The 19,601-nt window shown below is 33.8% G+C and carries 17 protein-coding genes; 1 reads left to right on the top strand and 16 read right to left on the bottom strand.

Annotated elements, in window-relative coordinates; translation table 11 throughout:
- Positions 1-451 precede the first annotated feature (451 nt).
- From HCJ50_RS00305 to HCJ50_RS00245, 13 genes are all read right to left on the bottom strand, one after another.
- Entirely contained in the window at positions 452-2,176 is a 1,725-nt protein-coding gene (locus tag HCJ50_RS00305; RefSeq protein WP_185347018.1) for a MucBP domain-containing protein, read from the bottom strand.
- A gap of 340 nt (positions 2,177-2,516) precedes the next feature.
- Positions 2,517-3,545: a DUF389 domain-containing protein gene (locus HCJ50_RS00300; protein ID WP_185347020.1), complete on the bottom strand. Its 1,029-nt coding sequence runs from the start codon at positions 3,543-3,545 to the stop codon at positions 2,517-2,519.
- A gap of 51 nt (positions 3,546-3,596) precedes the next feature.
- Positions 3,597-4,295 (bottom strand): hypothetical protein, encoded by a 699-nt coding sequence (locus HCJ50_RS00295; RefSeq protein ID WP_185347022.1) that lies wholly within the window; start codon positions 4,293-4,295, stop codon positions 3,597-3,599.
- A 106-nt stretch (positions 4,296-4,401) separates the two neighbouring features.
- Entirely contained in the window at positions 4,402-4,842 is a 441-nt protein-coding gene (locus HCJ50_RS00290; RefSeq protein WP_185347024.1) for a hypothetical protein, read from the bottom strand.
- Between the two features lie 764 nt (positions 4,843-5,606).
- The gene (locus HCJ50_RS00285) at positions 5,607-7,031 is read right to left on the bottom strand and encodes a sialate O-acetylesterase (protein ID WP_185347026.1); all 1,425 of its coding nucleotides are present in this window, start codon (positions 7,029-7,031) and stop codon (positions 5,607-5,609) included.
- A complete protein-coding gene (locus HCJ50_RS00280) occupies positions 7,021-7,359 on the bottom strand; it encodes a PTS lactose/cellobiose transporter subunit IIA (protein WP_185347028.1) in 339 nt (112 codons plus the stop codon). Before HCJ50_RS00280 ends, HCJ50_RS00285 begins: the two co-directional genes overlap by 11 nt.
- Before the next feature lie 6 nt (positions 7,360-7,365).
- On the bottom strand, positions 7,366-8,724 hold the full coding sequence (locus tag HCJ50_RS00275) for a PTS sugar transporter subunit IIC (RefSeq protein ID WP_185335885.1): 1,359 nt from the start codon (positions 8,722-8,724) through the stop codon (positions 7,366-7,368).
- The gene (locus HCJ50_RS00270; protein WP_187127460.1) at positions 8,721-9,029 is read right to left on the bottom strand and encodes a PTS sugar transporter subunit IIB; all 309 of its coding nucleotides are present in this window, start codon (positions 9,027-9,029) and stop codon (positions 8,721-8,723) included. Before HCJ50_RS00270 ends, HCJ50_RS00275 begins: the two co-directional genes overlap by 4 nt.
- A 139-nt stretch (positions 9,030-9,168) precedes the next feature.
- The gene (locus HCJ50_RS00265; protein ID WP_185347030.1) at positions 9,169-9,870 is read right to left on the bottom strand and encodes a GntR family transcriptional regulator; all 702 of its coding nucleotides are present in this window, start codon (positions 9,868-9,870) and stop codon (positions 9,169-9,171) included.
- 265 nt (positions 9,871-10,135) lie between these two features.
- Positions 10,136-11,008, bottom strand: a complete 873-nt coding sequence (locus HCJ50_RS00260; RefSeq protein ID WP_185347032.1) for an ROK family protein — start codon at positions 11,006-11,008, stop codon at positions 10,136-10,138.
- Between the two features lie 134 nt (positions 11,009-11,142).
- On the bottom strand, positions 11,143-11,685 hold the full coding sequence (locus tag HCJ50_RS00255; protein ID WP_185347033.1) for an HD domain-containing protein: 543 nt from the start codon (positions 11,683-11,685) through the stop codon (positions 11,143-11,145).
- 67 nt (positions 11,686-11,752) lie between these two features.
- Positions 11,753-12,454, bottom strand: coding sequence for a carbonic anhydrase (locus tag HCJ50_RS00250; protein ID WP_185347035.1), 702 nt, complete (start codon positions 12,452-12,454; stop codon positions 11,753-11,755).
- Between the two features lie 334 nt (positions 12,455-12,788).
- Positions 12,789-13,763 (bottom strand): DUF7916 family protein, encoded by a 975-nt coding sequence (locus tag HCJ50_RS00245; RefSeq protein ID WP_185347037.1) that lies wholly within the window; start codon positions 13,761-13,763, stop codon positions 12,789-12,791.
- A 218-nt stretch (positions 13,764-13,981) separates the two neighbouring features.
- On the opposite strand from HCJ50_RS00245, the gene HCJ50_RS00240 reads away from it, so the two are divergent.
- Positions 13,982-14,842, top strand: coding sequence for a MurR/RpiR family transcriptional regulator (locus HCJ50_RS00240; RefSeq protein ID WP_185347039.1), 861 nt, complete (start codon positions 13,982-13,984; stop codon positions 14,840-14,842).
- Between the two features lie 106 nt (positions 14,843-14,948).
- Here HCJ50_RS00240 and HCJ50_RS00235 read toward each other — a convergent pair whose 3' ends face one another.
- From HCJ50_RS00235 to HCJ50_RS00225, 3 genes are all read right to left on the bottom strand, one after another.
- Positions 14,949-16,235, bottom strand: coding sequence for a PTS sugar transporter subunit IIC (locus tag HCJ50_RS00235; RefSeq protein WP_185381396.1), 1,287 nt, complete (start codon positions 16,233-16,235; stop codon positions 14,949-14,951).
- A 905-nt stretch (positions 16,236-17,140) separates the two neighbouring features.
- Positions 17,141-18,328 (bottom strand): spr1629 family repressor/antitoxin, encoded by a 1,188-nt coding sequence (locus tag HCJ50_RS00230; RefSeq protein WP_185347043.1) that lies wholly within the window; start codon positions 18,326-18,328, stop codon positions 17,141-17,143.
- 32 nt (positions 18,329-18,360) lie between these two features.
- Positions 18,361-19,125, bottom strand: a complete 765-nt coding sequence (locus HCJ50_RS00225; RefSeq protein ID WP_185347045.1) for a spr1630 family ClpXP-sensitive toxin — start codon at positions 19,123-19,125, stop codon at positions 18,361-18,363.
- Positions 19,126-19,601: the final 476 nt, after the last annotated feature.

The raw sequence follows: 19,601 nt of genomic DNA, 5'->3' as shown, positions 1-19,601 counted from the left end.
TTGTTTGTTTTATCACAATTTAGTATATCAAAAAAACATTGGTTAAACTAGCCACTGGTTTATTCGTAGCGAAATAATCTCTTGTTGTGCGCAAATTTCCGATTACTGACTTTACAAAAAAACGCTAATTATTTCCCCATTAACTTTGATAGATTGTTTACGTCTAATTAGATTTTAAGTGCGCTCCTAGATTCTGCAATTATTGCTTCAGAAGTGCTTTTGAGAACAGTCACTATCAGTTTTGTTCTCATTTCCAAGTTGATTTGTACTACCTATGAAATGTTTTTCTGCCTATAAGCGTATCATTTTCATTAATCCAACGTTACGCCTTTTTTGAAGAAACTCAAAAAAACACTCCTTACCAAATTTAATTCCAATTTGATAAGAAGTGTTTTTTAATAATTAGGCAGCTCGTTATCTGTTGAGCCTTTAATTAACATTTTTTTAAGGTTTATTTTGCTTTTCTAGTTTTACGCAAGAAGACGAAAAGTCCACCAAGTAAAACTGCTCCTAGTCCGACTAATAAACCACTTTGCAAAGCGTTATCTCCTGTTTTTGGTAGGGAGTTTTTCGCTATTGTCGTTGTGTTAGCTGGAGTACCTGTTTGTGTTTTCGCAGTAGCTGCATTGTCACTAACTTGCGGAGTTGTTGCACTTTCTTTTACATCGCTGGCATTGCTGCTTTTGCTGTCACTATTACTTTTAACTGCGTCCTTATCAGTTGGGCTATCTGCACTGTTATCAGAAGAATCAGTTGCACTATTGTCAGAAGGAATGTTTGAGCTATCATCAGATTGAGTATCTGGATCATCTGTTGAATTATTGTTATCATCTGGATCAACAGGTGTTGGTGTTACATTGTCATCGGTATTTTTTTCATACACATAAGTGACGGTTTGCGCTTGGTCTGTAAAAGTACCAGTTGCGTTTGCTGGAGTTTCTTTTAGTGTCCAGCCATCAATTGTTTTTGCTTCTGAAGTATAGCTTTCATCTACGTTGCCGCTTAATGTTTCTGCCGCTGCTAATTCATTGCCATCTGCATCCACATATTTTACGGATACATCTGCACCAGCTTGAACTTCTGCAATTTTCTTGAATGGTACTTGTAAATTAACACTACCACCATTTTGTTCAAAGGTTACCATTTTATCTAAGTTTGCTTGATAAGCTGCTTCATCAAATTCATAGCCTTCAAAGTTTTCTGCGATAAAATCCAAATCGAAGGAAGCTACAGATCCACCAACCGCTGCTTCAAATTGTGCAGCATCGATATCGCCATTCATGTAAGCAACGGTATTTTCCAGTACCTCATTCCACGAAATTTCCGTTGGTAATGTACCTGGTCTTAAGTCATTATAGCTTGCTCCATTTGCTAAATCACCAAATGTGACTGTATCCGACGGCACGCCATCTGGATATGCATAAGATAAGTCTAATGATGTTACAAGTTCTTGACGCTCACCATCTTCTGCATAGAATGAAATGCCTACTGTTCCTTTGTTGACTTCACTTTCATTTTTAGTGTAAGTGTAAGTTACTGTTTGGTTCGTTTCACCAAATTGTCCATTTTGGTTACTTGGAAGTTTGGTTTCATCAACGGTGTAGCCATCAATTGTTTTCGGTTCTGTTGTATAAGCTGTGTTTAAGTCTCCAGCTTGTACAGTGTCCTCTGCAATTTTGTTCCCATCTTGATCTACATATTTCACCGTTGTAGTTGATTGTGTGTTGACAGTATATGATCTTTCGCCACCATTTCCAGCGCCATCATAATATTCAAGGCTGAAGCTCCCAGTTCCTGCCTTTGTCGGTGTTCCTGAAAAAGTCACATCTGCATATTGATAATGTGTTCCATCTGCACTTTTTGGGCCGTATACGATGTTATAATTCATGCCATCCATGTTTGTTAAAACTACTTTCACGTCAGAAATATTACTTCCATATTCAAGATCACCAATTGGTTGGTCTTGAACGCGAATTGTTTGGGTTGCTTGTTTCCCGATAGTTAACTCCAAATCGCTTGTTGCCGTTAATGCTTTGCCGTTCATATATGTCGTTGGTGCAGCTACTTCTGTTTTATTTTGATCAACAGTATCATTACTAGCTGCATACACTTGAAATGGTGCCTGTACAATTAATGTGGTTCCTAATAATAAAGCTCCAATTTTGCTTGATTTCATTTATTCATACTCCTTAATTTTTATTTGCCAATCATACAGATAAGTTGCAAAAAGCATTGGTATGACTTGACTTCTAAAGTATAGCACCCTTGTTTTTTTTTACGTGTAAAAAATTTTACACCAAACCTCTAATTTTATGTCCATTTTTAGGATGGAACTATTTCATCAAAAAAAGCTGCAGATTTAGTGATTATTCACCTAATCTACAGCCTTAAAAAGTAGAAACTATTTACTTAAAGTCTTTCTAATTCTAATTGCAATGTTTTTCGAGAAAATTGGATATATAAAGCTAAAAGTCATCATAAAAAAACAGCCTCTGGTTAAGGCTGCTTTTGTTATACTATTCAGCGTGAGTTTCTACATTTTTACTATCTTCTTCATCAAGCTTTTTCTTAATGTATTGATCGATATATTTAGTTACCTCGCTCCCTTTTAGTTCAGTAAAATCAGGCACTTGATCAATATCTAATGTAACCTTATCTAATCCGTAATCTGGTAAATCTTGCTGGATACTTTGAACCTTGCTCTTTGGCATTGGAGATCCAGATATTGTCACGGTAAGCAGCTGTTTTTCTTCGTTATAGCTTTGATTTAATACCACATAATCCGCAAATTCATCGGTTACAAATTGGTTGATGGAAGATTTTTGGATACTCTCTTGAACTAAAATCGAAGCAGAAAAAATGCTCGGAACAACAATTAATAAAGATAACACCATCGTAAAGATAATAATCCGTCTATTTTCTTTCTTCGTTTTGGTCATATGAAGTGGAAATCTCATAAAACGAATACCAATAAAAGTGGCAATCGTTATAAAAGCACAATTAATAATGAATAAGTAAGAAGCACCGATAAAATAAGAAAAATTAAGTGTCGCAATAGCATAACCAATCGTACAAACTGGTGGCATTAGTGCTGTTGCAATTGCGACCCCAGGAACAATATTGGTACTCGTCTTTTTTGTAGCTCCAATAATTCCGGCAATCCCACCCCCAAAGGCTATTATCACGTCCCATATGGTTGGAGAAGTTCTGGCAATAATCTCATTGCTCGCGTAGGTAATTGGCGAAATAGTGAAGTAAAGTGTTGCCACGACAAGACTCACCACAACTTCTACCAAAAGTAATTTTGCGGCCCTTTTTACAATATAAAAATCAAAGACAGAAAGCCCGTAACCAACACCTAAAATAGGGGTCATTAATGGTGAAATTAACATCGCGCCGATAATAACAGGAATCGAATTCATATTTAATCCTATGGAAGCAATCAAAATTGCACACATCAAAATGACAGAATCACTTGTTTTAATTTTCAAATCAGCAATAATTTTTTCTCTGAATTCTAATGCATCATAATTTGTGTTAGCCATAAATTCTCCTTGTGTGAAAAATTATATTTTTTGAAATAAACAGCTGTTAGCCTAATTTTGCGGTTTTTTCCACAAACCGTATAATTCGGAAATATGCGCAATAAGAATTAATAGGAAGGAAATCACTGTTCCAATAATAAGTAGGTTTTCATAATTTTTAACTTTATCAAACCATTCAGAAAGCAAGGTGAAAATACCTGTGTGTTTATCTAGTTTACTGGAGATTTCTTTGAATTTTTGAATAGACTTCTGCGGATCATCCAGAATAGTAGCAACGGCCTCTTCCACTTCTTGTGAGTTATGAGATAAAACAATTTTTTTAGCTGTAACAACATTTTCATGGATATTTTGGTAAGTATGTAAAGATTGAACACTAAATAAAAGCATAAAAGAAATGAGCGAGATGAGCAGTAGGCTATATCCACTTGTAATCGCAATACTTGATTTTGTCCAACCTTCTTTCTTTTTTGCACGAAACATAATTACGATGATAAAAACAGGAACAGCAATAATAAATAACAACTCAATAATAATAAGAATAACCGTGCTCTTTAATGCAGCAACAGTCTGATGTAAAAAGAAAGTAACTAAATCTTTCCCTGCTAAAAGATTAATTATATTGGAAACAGAAAAATCAAAGTGCCCCGAAACCATATTCCAAATAATTTCTCGCTCAAAAAGTAAAACTAAAAAAACAATTGCAATAAAAAACAAACTAGTAATAAGTACAATTTTTCTTTCTTTAATCAATTTAAATCCCCCTTTTTATTTATGCTATTTCCTTTTATTCCCTGAATTAATAATAAATAATCACAAATCACCCTGATCTTATAAGTTTTTTATTAATGAAGCTACCTTATTTGCTCTCACTTGGAAAATATAAGTATTTCCTTAGTTTTAGTGTAGCGCGTACTATCATAAAAATAGCTACCGCAAATATGATAGTCCAAATAGCTATTCCCGTTATAGCAATTATCGTGTGTTGGAACAAAATATCGTGCCTTGTATCAAACTGTGAAAGCATAGCTGTTTCAAGTGCGAACATGGCCACCAATGCGACCACAAGATTAATTACTTTGGAAGCAGATAGAACTGGACTACCTTGTTTTCTAAACCTAATCACATTGATAATCGAGATAATGACAGAGTAAAAAGCATAAATTGCCATTACATAAATAAGCATACCAATATATTCAAAACCTTTATTTTGTTGTAAAACTAATATAATAACACCAACTAGTACAATATTCATCAGTAACAGCATAATACCGCAAAATCGATAATATCTCCATTCCAAGAAAATATTTTCTCCAAATGTACTTTTATTTGCATATCGAAGTAATAAAAATCGCATGACAGCCAAAAAACAATAATAAAAAGCAAGTGTGATAAACCATACCGATTTAGAATACCATCCTGTACCTAAGTTAACCGTCATGAAAAAAAAATTTATTGCAAGTGACAAGTATAATGAAAGGTGTGACCTGAAAGACAAATCAAATATGTACCGCTTAGCAAACTTATTTTTAGAAGCAATCTGTAAAAAATGCTTTTTTAAATATCCCCAAAGCTGTACACTAATAATGATGAATGAATACGCAGAGATTAAGTAAGAGATATAAGCAAATGTCCCCTTCTCTTGTGGCATAACAATGAAAACCTCTAACATTAAAAAAAGCGTTACTAGCACACTAGCTAGCACAATATACTTATGTGGTTTGAAAACATGATGCACTATTTGTCTGAAGCCTTTCAAGCTATCACTCCTGCTTTATTATAAGATTTTTAGCTTTATCGGTATTTTATTTCCTTTGCCAAGAAACATTTTACCATTAAAAGAAGCGGATTCCTACCATATATTTTTTATCTGATTTTTCAAAATATTTATATGCTAAAATAACAAGAGGCTGGGACATAAAGATCTTTAAAATGAAAAACAAGCAGAAATCATGTCTATTCCATTTTTAGAAATGGCTCTATACAATGATTTCTGCTTTTCTATTTTTCGATTTTTATTTCTGAGTTTTAGTTATGTCCCAGCCCCTTGTCAGCTTTGTCTTCTTAACTAGGCAAATCTACTTGGAACGGGGAAACTGGGATCCCGTATTCATTAACTAAATAACCCCTCGGAAAGTTTTCAAAAGCGTATTGAAAAACAGGCTCACTTGCTGTAGGTATAATAAGTGTTGCCCCCTTGATTTCTACACCCGGTAAGTTAAAAGGATACTCGCCAATAACCGTTAATTGTTTCGCGTTTTCTATTACTATAGTAGATTGATTCAATTGACCTATTATCGGCGTTACATCCTCGACAGCTTGATTTAGCACCTTATTAACGGTAAAGGCTGTTCGTTCTCCTATAACTCGTTTGGAAGGGGGATGAATATCATAAGCTTCTCCTGTATCAATCGTTGTAATCAAATAAGCTCCCAAAGTTTCCTTAGCTACTTGCTCTTGAATTTCTCTAATAATCGGCCAACTACCATCTGGTGCATTGGCATATCTTGGAAGTTGCACGATAAAAAATGGTAATTCATCCTGCCCGAAGATTTGTCGCCACTGTTTAATAAGCTTTTCAAGTAGTAATTGGTAGACTGCACCAAACTGGACATCTTCCTCTCCTTGATACCATATAATTGCTCGAAACTTCATCCCGATAATGGTTTGTAGCATCGTATGAAATAATCCAGAAGGTCTACCATAACTTTTTGGTGTCATTGGTGGCGGCCAAGGAGAATGTCCCAGTATTTGTTTAACTTCCATTAAGGTCATCTCTGGGTGTTCAGCAATAAATGCTTCCTTCTTCCGAGCAAATGATTGGCTTTTTGCTTCGAAAGCTTCTCGTTCCGCCTCTAATTCCGCCTCATTTTTATTTAAAACTGCTCGTTCAAATGGCTCAAGATAGGTTTGTTTTAACGCCTCACTTTCTGCCAGCACCTCTTCAGAAACCCAACACGAAGCCGATGTACCACCTTTATAGCAACCAATAATCCCAATCGGAACCACTGGATTTTCTATAAATAATTTTACTGCAAAATAATATGCTACTGCTGACATATTTTCATTTGCCTTTTCCCAGTTCATCATACTTATCTCATGACCTGGATATTCCATTTGCGGTACATTATAAAAACGAATTTTCGACCAATCCATTTTTTCTTGTGCTAATTCTATGTCATTTTTCAGTTGGAATTCCATGTTAGATTGTCCAGCAACTAAGTAGACATCTCCAAATAAAATATTTTCAAGCATTATGTGCTGCCCCTCCGAGATAAATTCGCATGATACAGTCTCATTTGCTGAAAATGGGGGAACTTCTATTTGAAATTGTCCAGTTTCATTGGCGATTGTTTCTAAGGCAAGATTTGGCAAAAATAATTTTACTTTCGCACCGACTCTTGCCTCTCCGAAAAACAAGATAGGTTTATCCCGTTGCAAAATCATCTGATCCGAAAAAATAGGCGCTAACTTAAAATCATTCGTCATCAGCTTGACTCGTCACCTTCTCTAATTTGCTATATAATACTTGGAACCGCTCTGCTAAATCAATCATAATGTTCGCAGTTGTAAAATGATCTTGCGAATGAATAAGGAGAATCGATTTCTCTATTTCTGTGCCATTCATTTCACTAGTCAACCACCCCGTTTGAATTGCATGCGCTTCATGTAGCGTTTGTTTTGCTTCTTTAACGGTCTGTACGGACTTTTCTAACTCCCCTTTTTCTGCCTCTAAAATTGCATTCATCGCCATTGATTTAGCATTTCCAGCAACAAAAATTAATTGCATCGCTTGTTCTAATTGCGTTTCATTCACTTAAAATCAAACTCCTTTCATTTTTTTCAGATTCATTTGGTTCGCTATACGTATAAATGGAATGTAAATAAGAACCGCGACAGCTAAATTAACTAATTGAACAATTGCACCATTAATCGTTCCTGTAAATAATAATCCAGAAATAAGTGGCGGAACTGTCCATGGTACATTATTAGTAATCACATCAATAAATCCGATATTAGTAAAGAATACTGCTAGATAAAAACAAACTGGTTGCACAAGCACAAAAGGCACAAACATAACTGGATTTAATACAATCGGCAATCCAAACGTAATTGGCTCACTAATATTAAAAACAGCTGGCATTAAAGCTATTTTAGATACCTTTTTTTCTGCGTTAATTTTAGAGAAAATCAAAATCGCTAAAACTGGCGCTAAAGCAAAAGTTCCTGCTGCAATGGTAGAAAAATTCATAAACATTGTCGAATATAAATGTTTCGCTGTTCCTAAAATATTTTCTGTATCTGCAACATTCCAAGTAACACCAAAAACAGGTCCCCAAATGGATGTTGGGTGAATTCCAAACCATTGTAATAGTGGCCAAGTAATTTGAACTACTAAAGCAAAAGCAGCTGTCCCTGAAATAGCCATTGCTGGTTTTTGTAGAATTTGTAATAATAATTCTGGCAATGAAACACCTGCCAAACCAACACTAATCCCCGTCCCAATAACAAATACTGCTAATGTAATAATCCCTGGAACTAATGATTCAAAACTACGCGCAACTGCTGGCGGAACTGAATCAGGCATTTTTATAATAATATTTTTTTGTAATACTTTATTATAGACAAAAACAGCAATTCCACTAATCAAAAGTGCAGAAAAAACGCCCGGTGTCCCTAAGAAATTAGAGTTTAGCATGCCTGTAATTTCTACATTTTTATTATTCACCATATAATCATAGTTCCATGGTAAACAAATAAAGAAAGAAGCCATCGCATATAGAACAGATGTCATATGCTCTTTATTACTTGGAAAGAATTTTTTAGAGAATGTATAGGAAAATACTACAACAATAAGTAAAGAAAATACGGATAAGGCACCTTGAGAGAATAGATTTACCAGCGATTGAATATATGTAAGGGTTTGAGCAAAATCAGAGCTAGCCCAAGCACTCCATGAACCGCTTATTAATTTTCCAATATGTAATCCTTGCTCTCCAAAAATCAAGCCATTTGGATCCAAGAAAACAGAACTAATCATTACAGCAAAACCAGCAATCATTGTAACAGCCGCAACGAGTATAAATGTATCACGAAGCGTAAGTAACAATTTATTTCCAGCAATTTTTCCTACAGTGCGAGTGAAAGAGGCCTGAAATCCACTAAATCCACCTGGCTTCATTCTGGAATCACTCCCTCATCATTTAATCTATTAATAATAGAAACACCATCCATTGCACCAAATTCCGCCATCGTTAAGGAAATTATTTTTTTATCTGGGTGTGCTGCTTTCACTTGATCAAATGCCCACGAAATCTGAGGAGCGATAATGATCACATCTACTTCATTTCCAACCTCATCAATCATTGCAAAATCATAAGCATCGACATCTACGTTTGTTTTCCCCATCGCTTCATACGTTTTTTTCATTTTTGATCCTACGAGACTTGTTGACATTCCACCACTACAAAATAATGCAATTTTCATTTTCATTTCTCCTCACTTTTTTAAATAGAAAACGTTTTCTTAATTAATAGTATAACCAATAAAAATAATAAGTCAATACTTATTAATATAAGTTATAACAAATTTAAATTAAAAAAAGAAATGAATTTTAGCTCATTTCTTAAATAATATTCACTGTTTTAAATTCGTATTCATCCGTTTTTATTTTAGTAAGTGAGTATTCACAAGGCCTGCCATTATCTAAAAATACTGTTTGTTCAATTTCTAGCAGTGGATAGTTCCAGTCTACCTGAAGCCATTTTCCCTCCAGCTTGGAAGGTCTAGAAGCTCGAATGCTACGATGAATACTTTTAGGTGTTAGACTAAGTTCTTCTTCCATAAACGTATATACCGAATCTGCTAAAACGTCCAATCGCATTCCCTGGATTAACTGAATTGGCATAAAACTGCGCTCTATCGCAATAGGTTGGTCGTTCTTCTTTCTTAGTCGATAGATATCATATACAAATTCACTCGAGGACAATTTTAATTTTTGTGCTATATCATCCGGTGATTTAATCACTGTAAAATCTATTACTTCTGTTGTAATCTCTCTTCCATTAAAATTTTCTAGCAGTGTTGAATGTGTGAATTCTTTTGGTTCTATATCTTTAACATAGCTTCCTGATCCACGCCTTTTATAGATATAGCCTTCATTCACGAGTATGTCCATTGCTTTTCTTATAGTGATTCTACTCGCATTATACGCTTTGCACAGGTCTTTTTCGAATGGAAGCTGTTCATTTGGTTCATATGATTTTTCTTGAATTTTCCTGCGTAAATCATTCGCAATTAATTCGTACTTTGTATTTGCTATATCCATTTTATACATCCTTTATTATTTGTCATATCTTTTAATAGTGTAACATAATTTGTATCATAGTACTGCTTTTTTCCTCCATGATGTTCTACTTCTATAATTTTATACAGATAAAGTCCATTTCCCATCAATCGTTTAGGCTCTTCTATTCTAGCAAAAGTAATCCTTTTTGTGTATAAAAAAATGGATTTAATCACTCCTTTTAAAAAGGAATTCTTAAATCCGTTTTTCTATTTACTGAAATCTAAATTTCATTATTTGTATATGATTAATTTGTTTTTTCTGCATCGACAGCAAGTAATACACAACCAGTAATCCCCGCATCATCTTCCAATTTTGGCGGAACGATATATGTTTCTAAATCGGGTAACTGTACATAATTATTTACTAGCGCTTTTAGTTTTTGACGAACTAATGGGAAAAGTTGCCGTTGTTTCATCACGCCTCCACCTAAAACAATTCTTTCAGGAGATAAAATCAATGTATAATTCATTAAGGCTTGGGCAATATAATGAGCTTCTAAATTCCAAACTTCTTCATTATCTGCAAGTTCGGCTGCTTTTTTACCCCAACGTTTTTCAATTGCGCCCCCCGCTGCCAGTCCTTCCAAGCAATCACTATGACTTGGGCAACTACCAGTAAAACGATCTAGCTTATGACGGCGAACCATAATATGACCCATTTCTGGATGAGAAAATCCTTCTAATATCTTCCCAGAAACCACTGCACCTCCGCCGATTCCTGTTCCAATTGTTAGATATACACAACTTGATAAACCTGCTGCTGCTCCAAGACTAACCTCTCCAAGCGCTGCGGCATTTACATCTGTCGTGAAACCAATCGGGATATTAAATTCTTTTTTGATTGCACCAACAATATCATAATTTCTCCAGGCAAGTTTTGGCGTTTGCGTGATATATCCGTATGTAGGACTAGATTTTTGAATATCAATCGGACCAAAAGAACCAATTCCAATTGCCTTTAATTCATCTTGATACTGTTTAAAAAATTGAATTACTGCTTTCATTGTCTCTGCTGGTTCCGTTGTTGGGTAGCTTTCGCGTTTAATAATTTTACCGGATTCTTCTCCAATTGCAACAACAAACTTTGTTCCACCTGCTTCAATTGCTCCATAAACCATCCAAAAAACTTCCTTTCTCGTATGTTTATAACGCTTTCATTTTACATCAGATTTTAAGAAAAAGAAACTTATTTTCTAAAAACTTTCTAAATTAATTCTAAATACCTAAATTAACAGTTATTTTTACTTAAATATTATCTTTTAAAAATCCATCTAACTAAACGAGCATACTCTGCAAAAAAGGGTGGAATTTCAGACGAATTTAGCCCATATTCCATATTATTTTTAATGCCTTCATTATACCATTTTTGCTTGTCATAGCCACGTTTAAAATAATTCCACACTGAATCACCTTCAGAGCTTAAAGCATATCTTACAGAGCTTAGATTATCTAACTTATCTGCAACAATAAGCGCTTTTTCTTCTAAAGTACCCGTACGAACCTGTTCTATTGTGTGCGCTTTCCGTTCTTCCCAAGATAAATCCTTATTTTCTGTATGAGCTGCCACTAAATCTGCCACCTTCTCGCCAAACATATCACGAATGTCTTTATTAGTCATCGAAGTGTCTTCTACTGCATCGTGGAGTAACCCAGCAATAACCACCTCTTCTGAAAAACCCGCACGGCGCAATATTCTTGCCACATTTAAAGGGTGCGAAAAATAAGCCTCTCCTGTAATTTTACGAACTTGTCCACTATGTGCTTCAATCATTTTTTTGCGTGCTTTTTCATACATAAAAATAAGCCTCCACTCGTAAATCTATGCTTATACTATACAAGATTCGAGCGAGGCTTTCTAGTTTTTAGTTGTAAAAAGTAATTTCACGACCATTTAAAGGTTGCACTGGTCGACTGGTATTGCCAATCGCTTTATCTAATTCTGTAAAATCAGCTTGTTTAAGTGACTTCGCATTTTTCAACACAATCCACGTAACACCTTCCACTGTTGGCGGTGTTGTCCGTGAACCTTGGTATGTATAAAAAACACGCTCCTCTGGCATAAATTCATTAACATCTAACGTAATTTCACGTTCTGTTTCAAAATCCACAAAAACTTCTGGGAAATGCTTCGGTAAATCTTTTAATTCCACATTGGTCGTATTATCGATTTCCATCCAAGCACTCATTACAAGCGTCGTTCCATCTGCTTTTTCATGTACAAAATGCCATTCGATTGGATAAATATACCCGTCTAAAAGATGCTCTGCCGGTATATGGGCATGAAATGAAACAAGTGGAAAATATTCACCATTATAGCGTAGCCCTTGTTCTTTATCATGCGGAAATACATGCACGGATTGTTCTATTCGTTTAATCGTATAATCGGTCTCTTTATAGTAAAATTTCATGGTCGATGGTTTGATTTGCTCTACATCAGATTGTTCGATATTCACCGGTGATTGAGCCCTACCAGTATCCGCTATTTCAAAGTCTGAACAAATATGTCCCCACATATCTGGACCGGTCTTTTCATCATAGCCCCACTTCACTTTTTCCACTGTCATAATCAATTCCCCTTTTCAAAAAAATTGCGTAATATTATTTTAGCGGATTGCGGATCTATTCCACAAGTTATTTGCCTAATGTTCGTGTTTCAACTTGGCAAATAACTTGCGTAAAGATACTGATAGCTTTATTTTCGGTACATATTTAATAGGATTTTGTTGCTACTAATTCAAAATTTGCTATAGGACGGCTATCCATATGAAAGCTATTGATATTAGTATTTTCAAGATTAAGTAAGTATTGCTTAAGTTTGCAGACATCATTAGAGATAGACTATTTTTTATAGCATATTGTATGTTCCTCTTAATCTATAAATTATAGAGATAATACTGATTATCTGCCGCCTGCTCCTAGCCTTCTAAAAGTAAGTCTTCTTCCTTTTAAAGCAATTGACATGGTGTATATTCCTTCTGGTGAGCTCATACCACTTAAACCTGCATCACCAATTGCATGAATGTCAGCACCAGTCATTTTAGACCATAGAGCACATTGTCTGATGGAATCATCATCCGCGCCTTCTACAGAGCAATCTAAGAAGGACATTACCAAAGTTCCAGGTTTATAAGTGTGCGTAAAAGTTGTTAATTCTCGAATATCCTCCACTGTGATACCCGGTCTACAGCCAGGCATTGGTAGGCAAATAACATCAGCTCCAGCATCAATCAGTTCTTGTACAAACTGTTTATGAGTAGACATAGGAACTTGTGGATCTCCAAGTACTTTCTCAAAGACACCATCTTCCCACTTTCCAGCAAATAGTAACATTTTATCACCAACAACAGCTTTAGCCTGCCTAGTTGCTTCAACAATTGTCTGATAAGATGTTCGAGTACCTGGATTTCCAGCTAATACAACGAAATCACACTCTTCCTGAATAGCCTTCTCCAAATTTTCTTTTGAAGCAATTCGATCATTTTTAATCAACTGCTTTTCTGGAGCTGTTGAAGTAGTAGCATCATCACCTGCACCACATTCTAAATAGACTCCTAAAGGGACATTAATTAGTTTTTTCATCTCTTTCAAACGATATTGCTTAGTATCAAAAGTTTCGGTAGCTTCATTCCATTCCTCGACAATCAGACCTTCTTGAATAACACTCGTATCCATTGAGTAACCATTAAAGAAAATCATATCTGCCCCAAACGCTTGACTAACTTCTGCGTTGGTAGTTCCTTCACATAAAGTATGACCAATAAAATTTTGACAAAGGACAGTTCTTCCTTCACTTGCCAAAATAGAAGTTTTTAAATCATTGGCACTCATTTTTCTAATTTCACTTCTACTGCTACTAATTAATCTTCTTACCATATCAAATACCTCCTAGTTTTTCATTACATATTCTAAATAAAAAGCAAGCATTCCTCTCTACTTGTCCTCAGTATAGCATTGGCATATACTAAGTAAATAGAATCCAGTTATATTGGAAAATAGTACCAGTTTATTGTTTTTATGCGAAAATAAAAACGGTACTTTTTACCAAAAAGCTGTTGTATAATTAAAGAAACCAAATTAGGAGAGTGAATAAAATGATTCTTACTAAGTTAGCAGATATTTCTCTTTTTTCTGAAAGGGAAACCGAAGTCGCTCACTTTATTTTAAAAAATGGTAATACTGCATGTAATATGAGCATTAAAGAATTGGCTAAAGTTACTTACAGCTCACCTTCAACTATTATGAGGTTATGTAAAAAAGTAAAAACAAGTGGCTATTCCGAGTTCAAAATTAAGCTAAGTAGAGAGCTAGCAGAAAATGAAAAAATATCTCCTACTAGTAATTATAATTTTCCGTTCACACAAGAAGATTCTTATGAGACTATCATTGATAACATGTATTATATTTTTAAAAATTCTATCCGTGAGGTGAAATCTGAATTCAATGTGGAAGAGCTTCATAGTATTATTGATAAAATGAACCAGTCCAGTATCATTGATATCTATGGACAAGGTTCGTCTCAGGCGGCAGCTTACGAATTCAAAAGTAAGTTAATACGGTTGGGTAAAAATGTTCACTTGGAACCTTGTTATACAGAACAGATACATCAAGCAATTAATTCTGATTCTACACATATGGCTGTAGTTATTTCACACTCAGGTGAAAATCCAGAAACGCTAAAAATTTCATATAATTTAAATAAAAGTCAAACGCCAATTGTTGCTATTACAAAAGATAAAGCTACAATGTTAGCTAAAATAGCTGATTATGCAATCTATACAGGAATAAATGAGGCAAAACTATTGAAAGGAAAAATGGAAACTTTTAGTTCTAGTATTGCTACACAATATATTTTGGATTGTATATATAGTTTTATTTATCTAAAAGATTTTGAATCTAATCTTGAAAATACAAAACGTAACGAAATTGATTTGCGTAAACGATTTTTTGAGTAAGTTATTATCAGAAGATTTATCATAAAATCATTTAATATTTCCTGTTATCTAATAAGAATCTACTACGAGACAACTTTTGTCCCATAGTAGATTCTTATTTTCGTTATTATTCTGTAGCAGGAACATCTTCACTTGTATTGATTCTTTTTAACTCTTCCCGTTCAAATGCTTTCACAAATGGGTAATAAATCAAGGCTCCTAAAACAATGTTGAAAATTGCTGCCAGAATATACTTCCAGTCACCAGATGCAATAAAGCCTATAAGAACTGGGGGTGTTGCCCATGGTAATTCTAAAAAGGGTCTTGCAAGTATAGCAATTTGGCAAGCACCATAAGTTAGAAAAGCTCCCAATGTTCCACTAAGAATAAATGGAATAAGTAACATAGGGTTCATCACAATAGGTAACCCAAAAACTACCGGTTCGGCAATGGAGAAAAAGGCAGCTGGAAGGGCAGCGAAAGAAAAGGTTTTTAAATGCTTAACCCTTGAAAACATTAATACTGTTAATAGTCCTAATACTGGTCCTGTCCACAAGCAAGTTCTTTCTAAAGCGGTGGTCCAAATATGGGGTAATGGGTCACCGGCAATTTTTGCTGCACTATTTTCGGCAATCCAAGTTAATTTGAGTGGGTCAAAAATACCTTGAAAGAGGGAGTCGGCGTGAATACCAAAAGCCCAAAGTAATTTTGTAAAGAATCCATAAAATGTAAATACGAAAATATTATCCGTTCCACTAAAGATTGGGCTCATAACATCTCTCATGATTTCTGTAATGTTAAATTGTAGCATCGTTCTAAGGAACCAATAAAGAAGTCCGATAGTTACAAAAGGAATCAGGGAGGAGAACGCTTGCCCAACTGCTGGCGGAACACCTTCTGGCATACGAATAACAATATTTTTATTAATAAATATTTTGAATATCTTTAAAGCTAAAATGGAAGTGACCATTGTTGGAAAAAGTGCGTTTGCTCCAAATGAAGAGACATCAATAGTCCCATCAGTTACTTTATCTATATTTATCATTAAAAATGACATTAAACTCACAAGTGCAGCATTTATTTCATTAAGCTTATATTCTTTCGCATAATTAAGTCCAATTGAAACAGAAAAATATAATGTCATAAAGCCCATTGTCAAAGAGTTCATCAATCCAATTTGATCCGTATAATTTGCCAAAAAAGGAAGTATTGGTTTCTCAGTTCCCATTGATGTTGTTCCTAGTAAAGACACAAGTAGCGTGACACTTCCAAATAGTATGAAAGGCATAATGTTAACCATACTATTTTTAATAATATTTAATGTTGGACGATTAAATATTTTCATTAGTACGGGTGTCATCTTGAAAGTAATATAGTCCGTAATTCTATCCATTATACTCAACTTTTTATCCATAGTAATTCCTCCTGGGTTTAATTATCAAAGAGTTTTGATTGGCGCCGAAATCAATATGTTCTTGATAAATGTAGTATAGCATCAAGAAACATTAAATAAATGAAAGTCTGGGTAAATGGAATTTAATTCCAAGAAATCGCTTACTAAAATCCAACTAAGCGGTAAATTTTACCGCTTAGTTAGTAAATTTTTGGTAGCATATGTATGGTTTCTGATGTATAAATTTAGTTTAATTGAAAGATTCATTCATGGTATGACAGAGTTTATAATATAAAGGCTGTTTTTTCATAGGTTAGTTTATCAATTATATCTCCTTAGTATTTCGATAATAGACTTTTCTTTTCGCAGTGTCTTCGTTAAGAAAGGAATTCCTATATTAGAAAAGAAAGAGTTGATTTTTACGGCAAGATCATTCATCAGAGACATATTTTAAAGCTTTGTCATTAACTGAAAAAAGAACTTCCTTTCGGGCTCTGAATGATTTTCCAGAATGGCAAGAAAAACAATCTCCATTACGATTCGGGCATTTTGCTATTTCAAAAGAATTATTTAGAGTAATTGTCTCGGCAATGGGATTTCAAAAGAATTGTTTTCTCCATACTGAATAGTAAGTAAAAAAATAAGCGCGAAACAAAATTCTCTTAAAACAAAAAATATCCTAGTGAAAATCAGAATAGCTGATAATCACCAGGATATTTTTTTGTATTGAGTAGATTAAGCTAATTTATAGTCAACTTTTTCAAATTTAACACCATCAGCCAAAGCTAACTACAATTGATAGAAACGAGTGTAATACAACAAAAACACGCTGCTACTATAGCAATATTTAATATTCTGACCATCAAAAATGGGAAACTAGAAAAAAACACTTATGGAGTCAGTACATATAAGAACATTTTTCGATATTAATTAGTTTCCTTAGTGAATAAAGAAACAACATTTGAGTTATTAAAATATTCTCTATTTGACTCTTCAGAGTACTTGCTTAAAAATTCATTTTCAATCCCCAATAGAGATTCTAAAAATGAACGTTCAATATAATAATCATTTAAAATATTATTTAATGAAAATAAGTGATTTTTAAAAATTAAGTCTAGCAAAGAACGAACTTTTCCAGGTCTAATAATCGAGATATCTTCATCTAAAGGTTCATTTTTTTTGTAACCTTTTCGATTTAGAGCTGCGTAAAAGTAACGATTTTCTTCAAATGTCAGTAGTCCCATTTTATAAGCACGATACTCTAACGCACCAATTGATACCATATATTTCATTTTCAAATCCAAATAAGACTCAGGATTTGATTTCTTTGAGATAGTTAAAAAGTCTTTTAAAAATTGATTTTTTGGAAGGAGGAAAAAAGAGGCAAAATCATTTGCTTCTTTTTCAATTATTTTATGCTCATCTTTTGTTAAGCTGTCCATATCAATCTTGTAATGCAGTAACAAGTGCCCTAATTCATGGGCTAAATCAAAATTTCTACGAACCGCAGATTTTTTTTTATTGCCAAGTATAATAAAAGGTTTTTCTTGACTAGTCCAAGTACTATATGCATCAATACTTACTCCCATATTTTTTTCTAAAATATATATTCCTGAAAGTTCAAGCTTGTAAAGAAGCTCTGAATTTGATTGTACGTCCAATTTTTCTCTAGCATTTTCAGCAATAATCTCTAATTGTAAGAGTCTGTCACTTGCTTCTGTTGACGTATTATAAAGTTGAATTGATTCGTTTCTTAATTGTGAAAGGAGACTAGCTTGTAAATTGAGCTTACTTTCAAACTTATCTAAAAAATAACTAGTAAAATCAATAAAAGTCGTTTCCATTTTTGTTTTTTTACGAGCCTCCCTATCCTCAGCTCGATAGGCAATGCTTTCAACTTTAGAAATATTAGTTACAAATGACTCTGTATAGAAAAATTGAGCTTTTACATTAAAAACTTTTTTTAGTTCATTAACCACTTCAAATTTTGGTACAGTATACTGGTTTTCATACTGCCAGATTGCTTGTTCACTTAAACTTAATTTGTCAGCAAGTTCCTTTCTGGAGAGACCATTTAATTCTCTGACACTTTGTAATTTCTCTCCGAAAAACATTATAATCACATCCTTGCTTTTTAGTTGGAAATTTAGTTTCCAGATTCTTCTTTTTCTTCTTCAGGTATAGAATAACCAAATGCGTTTGAATCACCTGAGAAGATAGTCTGATCAGATATTTTTTCATTCATAATTGGTTCTACATCTTCAATAGTAGCTTCATACTCACTAGCTTGTATAAGATAACTTAAATCTTCAATTAGCTCTAGATTCATTGTTTGACGATTAGGCATGGTTAATTGAATGGATTTAATAATTTTAGTTTCATCATCAATCTCGTATGTAACAATATAAAAGCGTGCGTATTTTTGAGTTACGTTTAGTTGCTTGCCTTCTATAACAGCTCTTATTTCTTCTGGGTCATTTAATTCAAGTTCAAGCTGTTCTGATTGAGCAACAAAGTTTTGCTTGCTATTCTTTAAAACATCTGTATTTATGTCAGCAAAATTAACTAAGTAATTATCTTCATTGACTTTCTTTTTTTGATCATCAAAAGATTTTTTCACTCGTCTAGAGTTTTTTACGATAACCATATAGTTTTCAGCATTTTCGCTAACTGTAAACTGTAAATATTCCCAAGTATAGCCAGCTTTTTCAATTTTAAACTGTACATTATGGTTTTGTCCAATTTTAGAAACTTGATCGTCAATGTGATTTCCTTTTGTCCAAGCATATGCACCACTAACACTCATTGACTCTTTTTTGCTTTTTCGCTCTTCAAGATACTGTAAGTACCCTTTCAAAGTACCATCAACTATTACTTTACTGATTGCTTCGTCTAATTTAAGTTCATCCATCCTTAAACCTCCAATCTATTTGTCTCTGTAAGTATACAACATTTTTAAAATAAAAACATTATTTTTCGGTTTTATTTAAAGTGGATGTCTTTTTCGATTAATAAATTTTTATTTCAAAGCAGTAAAACAATAAGAAATAGCTACAGTATAACTTCTATTTTCACTATAAAAGCATACATATTCTAGTAATTAATCTGCCTCGCAACATGCACTCTAATACACTTCTAAAAAATCCTTACTTTTTTAATAATAGAGTATAAACATCTTCAACACTTACAGTATATATTTTAGTTCTTTAAAAAAAACTATTCTTAACAAGCTTTTTCAAATGATAATTTTTCTCTAAAAACATTTATGCTTATCCCTATACACATCAAGCTTTCCAGCCAAAAATCTCTGGTAGAATTCTCTGGTAGAAAACACCAAAAAAGCGACAATTTCGTCGCTTTTGGTAAACTTTTGGATAACTAGCTATA

The sequence above is a fragment of the Listeria immobilis genome (assembly GCF_014322765.1).
Classification (GTDB): domain Bacteria; phylum Bacillota; class Bacilli; order Lactobacillales; family Listeriaceae; genus Listeria; species Listeria immobilis.
The sequence above is the reverse complement of the archived record's forward strand: the minus strand, read 5'-3'. Positions and strand labels throughout refer to the sequence as shown.

What these genes read in the sequence shown, in the direction of transcription:
- HCJ50_RS00245 (WP_185347037.1), bottom strand. Translation starts at nt 13,763, where the DNA reads ATGGTAAGAAGATTAATTAGTAGCAGTAGAAGTGAAATTAGAAAAATG.
- HCJ50_RS00235 (WP_185381396.1), bottom strand. Translation starts at nt 16,235, where the DNA reads ATGGATAAAAAGTTGAGTATAATGGATAGAATTACGGACTATATTACT.
- HCJ50_RS00250 (WP_185347035.1), bottom strand. Translation starts at nt 12,454, where the DNA reads ATGACAGTGGAAAAAGTGAAGTGGGGCTATGATGAAAAGACCGGTCCA.
- HCJ50_RS00265 (WP_185347030.1), bottom strand. Translation starts at nt 9,870, where the DNA reads ATGGATATAGCAAATACAAAGTACGAATTAATTGCGAATGATTTACGC.
- HCJ50_RS00230 (WP_185347043.1), bottom strand. Translation starts at nt 18,328, where the DNA reads ATGTTTTTCGGAGAGAAATTACAAAGTGTCAGAGAATTAAATGGTCTC.
- HCJ50_RS00300 (WP_185347020.1), bottom strand. Translation starts at nt 3,545, where the DNA reads ATGGCTAACACAAATTATGATGCATTAGAATTCAGAGAAAAAATTATT.
- HCJ50_RS00270 (WP_187127460.1), bottom strand. Translation starts at nt 9,029, where the DNA reads ATGAAAATTGCATTATTTTGTAGTGGTGGAATGTCAACAAGTCTCGTA.
- HCJ50_RS00225 (WP_185347045.1), bottom strand. Translation starts at nt 19,125, where the DNA reads ATGGATGAACTTAAATTAGACGAAGCAATCAGTAAAGTAATAGTTGAT.
- HCJ50_RS00240 (WP_185347039.1), top strand. Translation starts at nt 13,982, where the DNA reads ATGATTCTTACTAAGTTAGCAGATATTTCTCTTTTTTCTGAAAGGGAA.
- HCJ50_RS00275 (WP_185335885.1), bottom strand. Translation starts at nt 8,724, where the DNA reads ATGAAGCCAGGTGGATTTAGTGGATTTCAGGCCTCTTTCACTCGCACT.
- HCJ50_RS00260 (WP_185347032.1), bottom strand. Translation starts at nt 11,008, where the DNA reads ATGGTTTATGGAGCAATTGAAGCAGGTGGAACAAAGTTTGTTGTTGCA.
- HCJ50_RS00255 (WP_185347033.1), bottom strand. Translation starts at nt 11,685, where the DNA reads ATGTATGAAAAAGCACGCAAAAAAATGATTGAAGCACATAGTGGACAA.
- HCJ50_RS00285 (WP_185347026.1), bottom strand. Translation starts at nt 7,031, where the DNA reads ATGACGAATGATTTTAAGTTAGCGCCTATTTTTTCGGATCAGATGATT.
- HCJ50_RS00305 (WP_185347018.1), bottom strand. Translation starts at nt 2,176, where the DNA reads ATGAAATCAAGCAAAATTGGAGCTTTATTATTAGGAACCACATTAATT.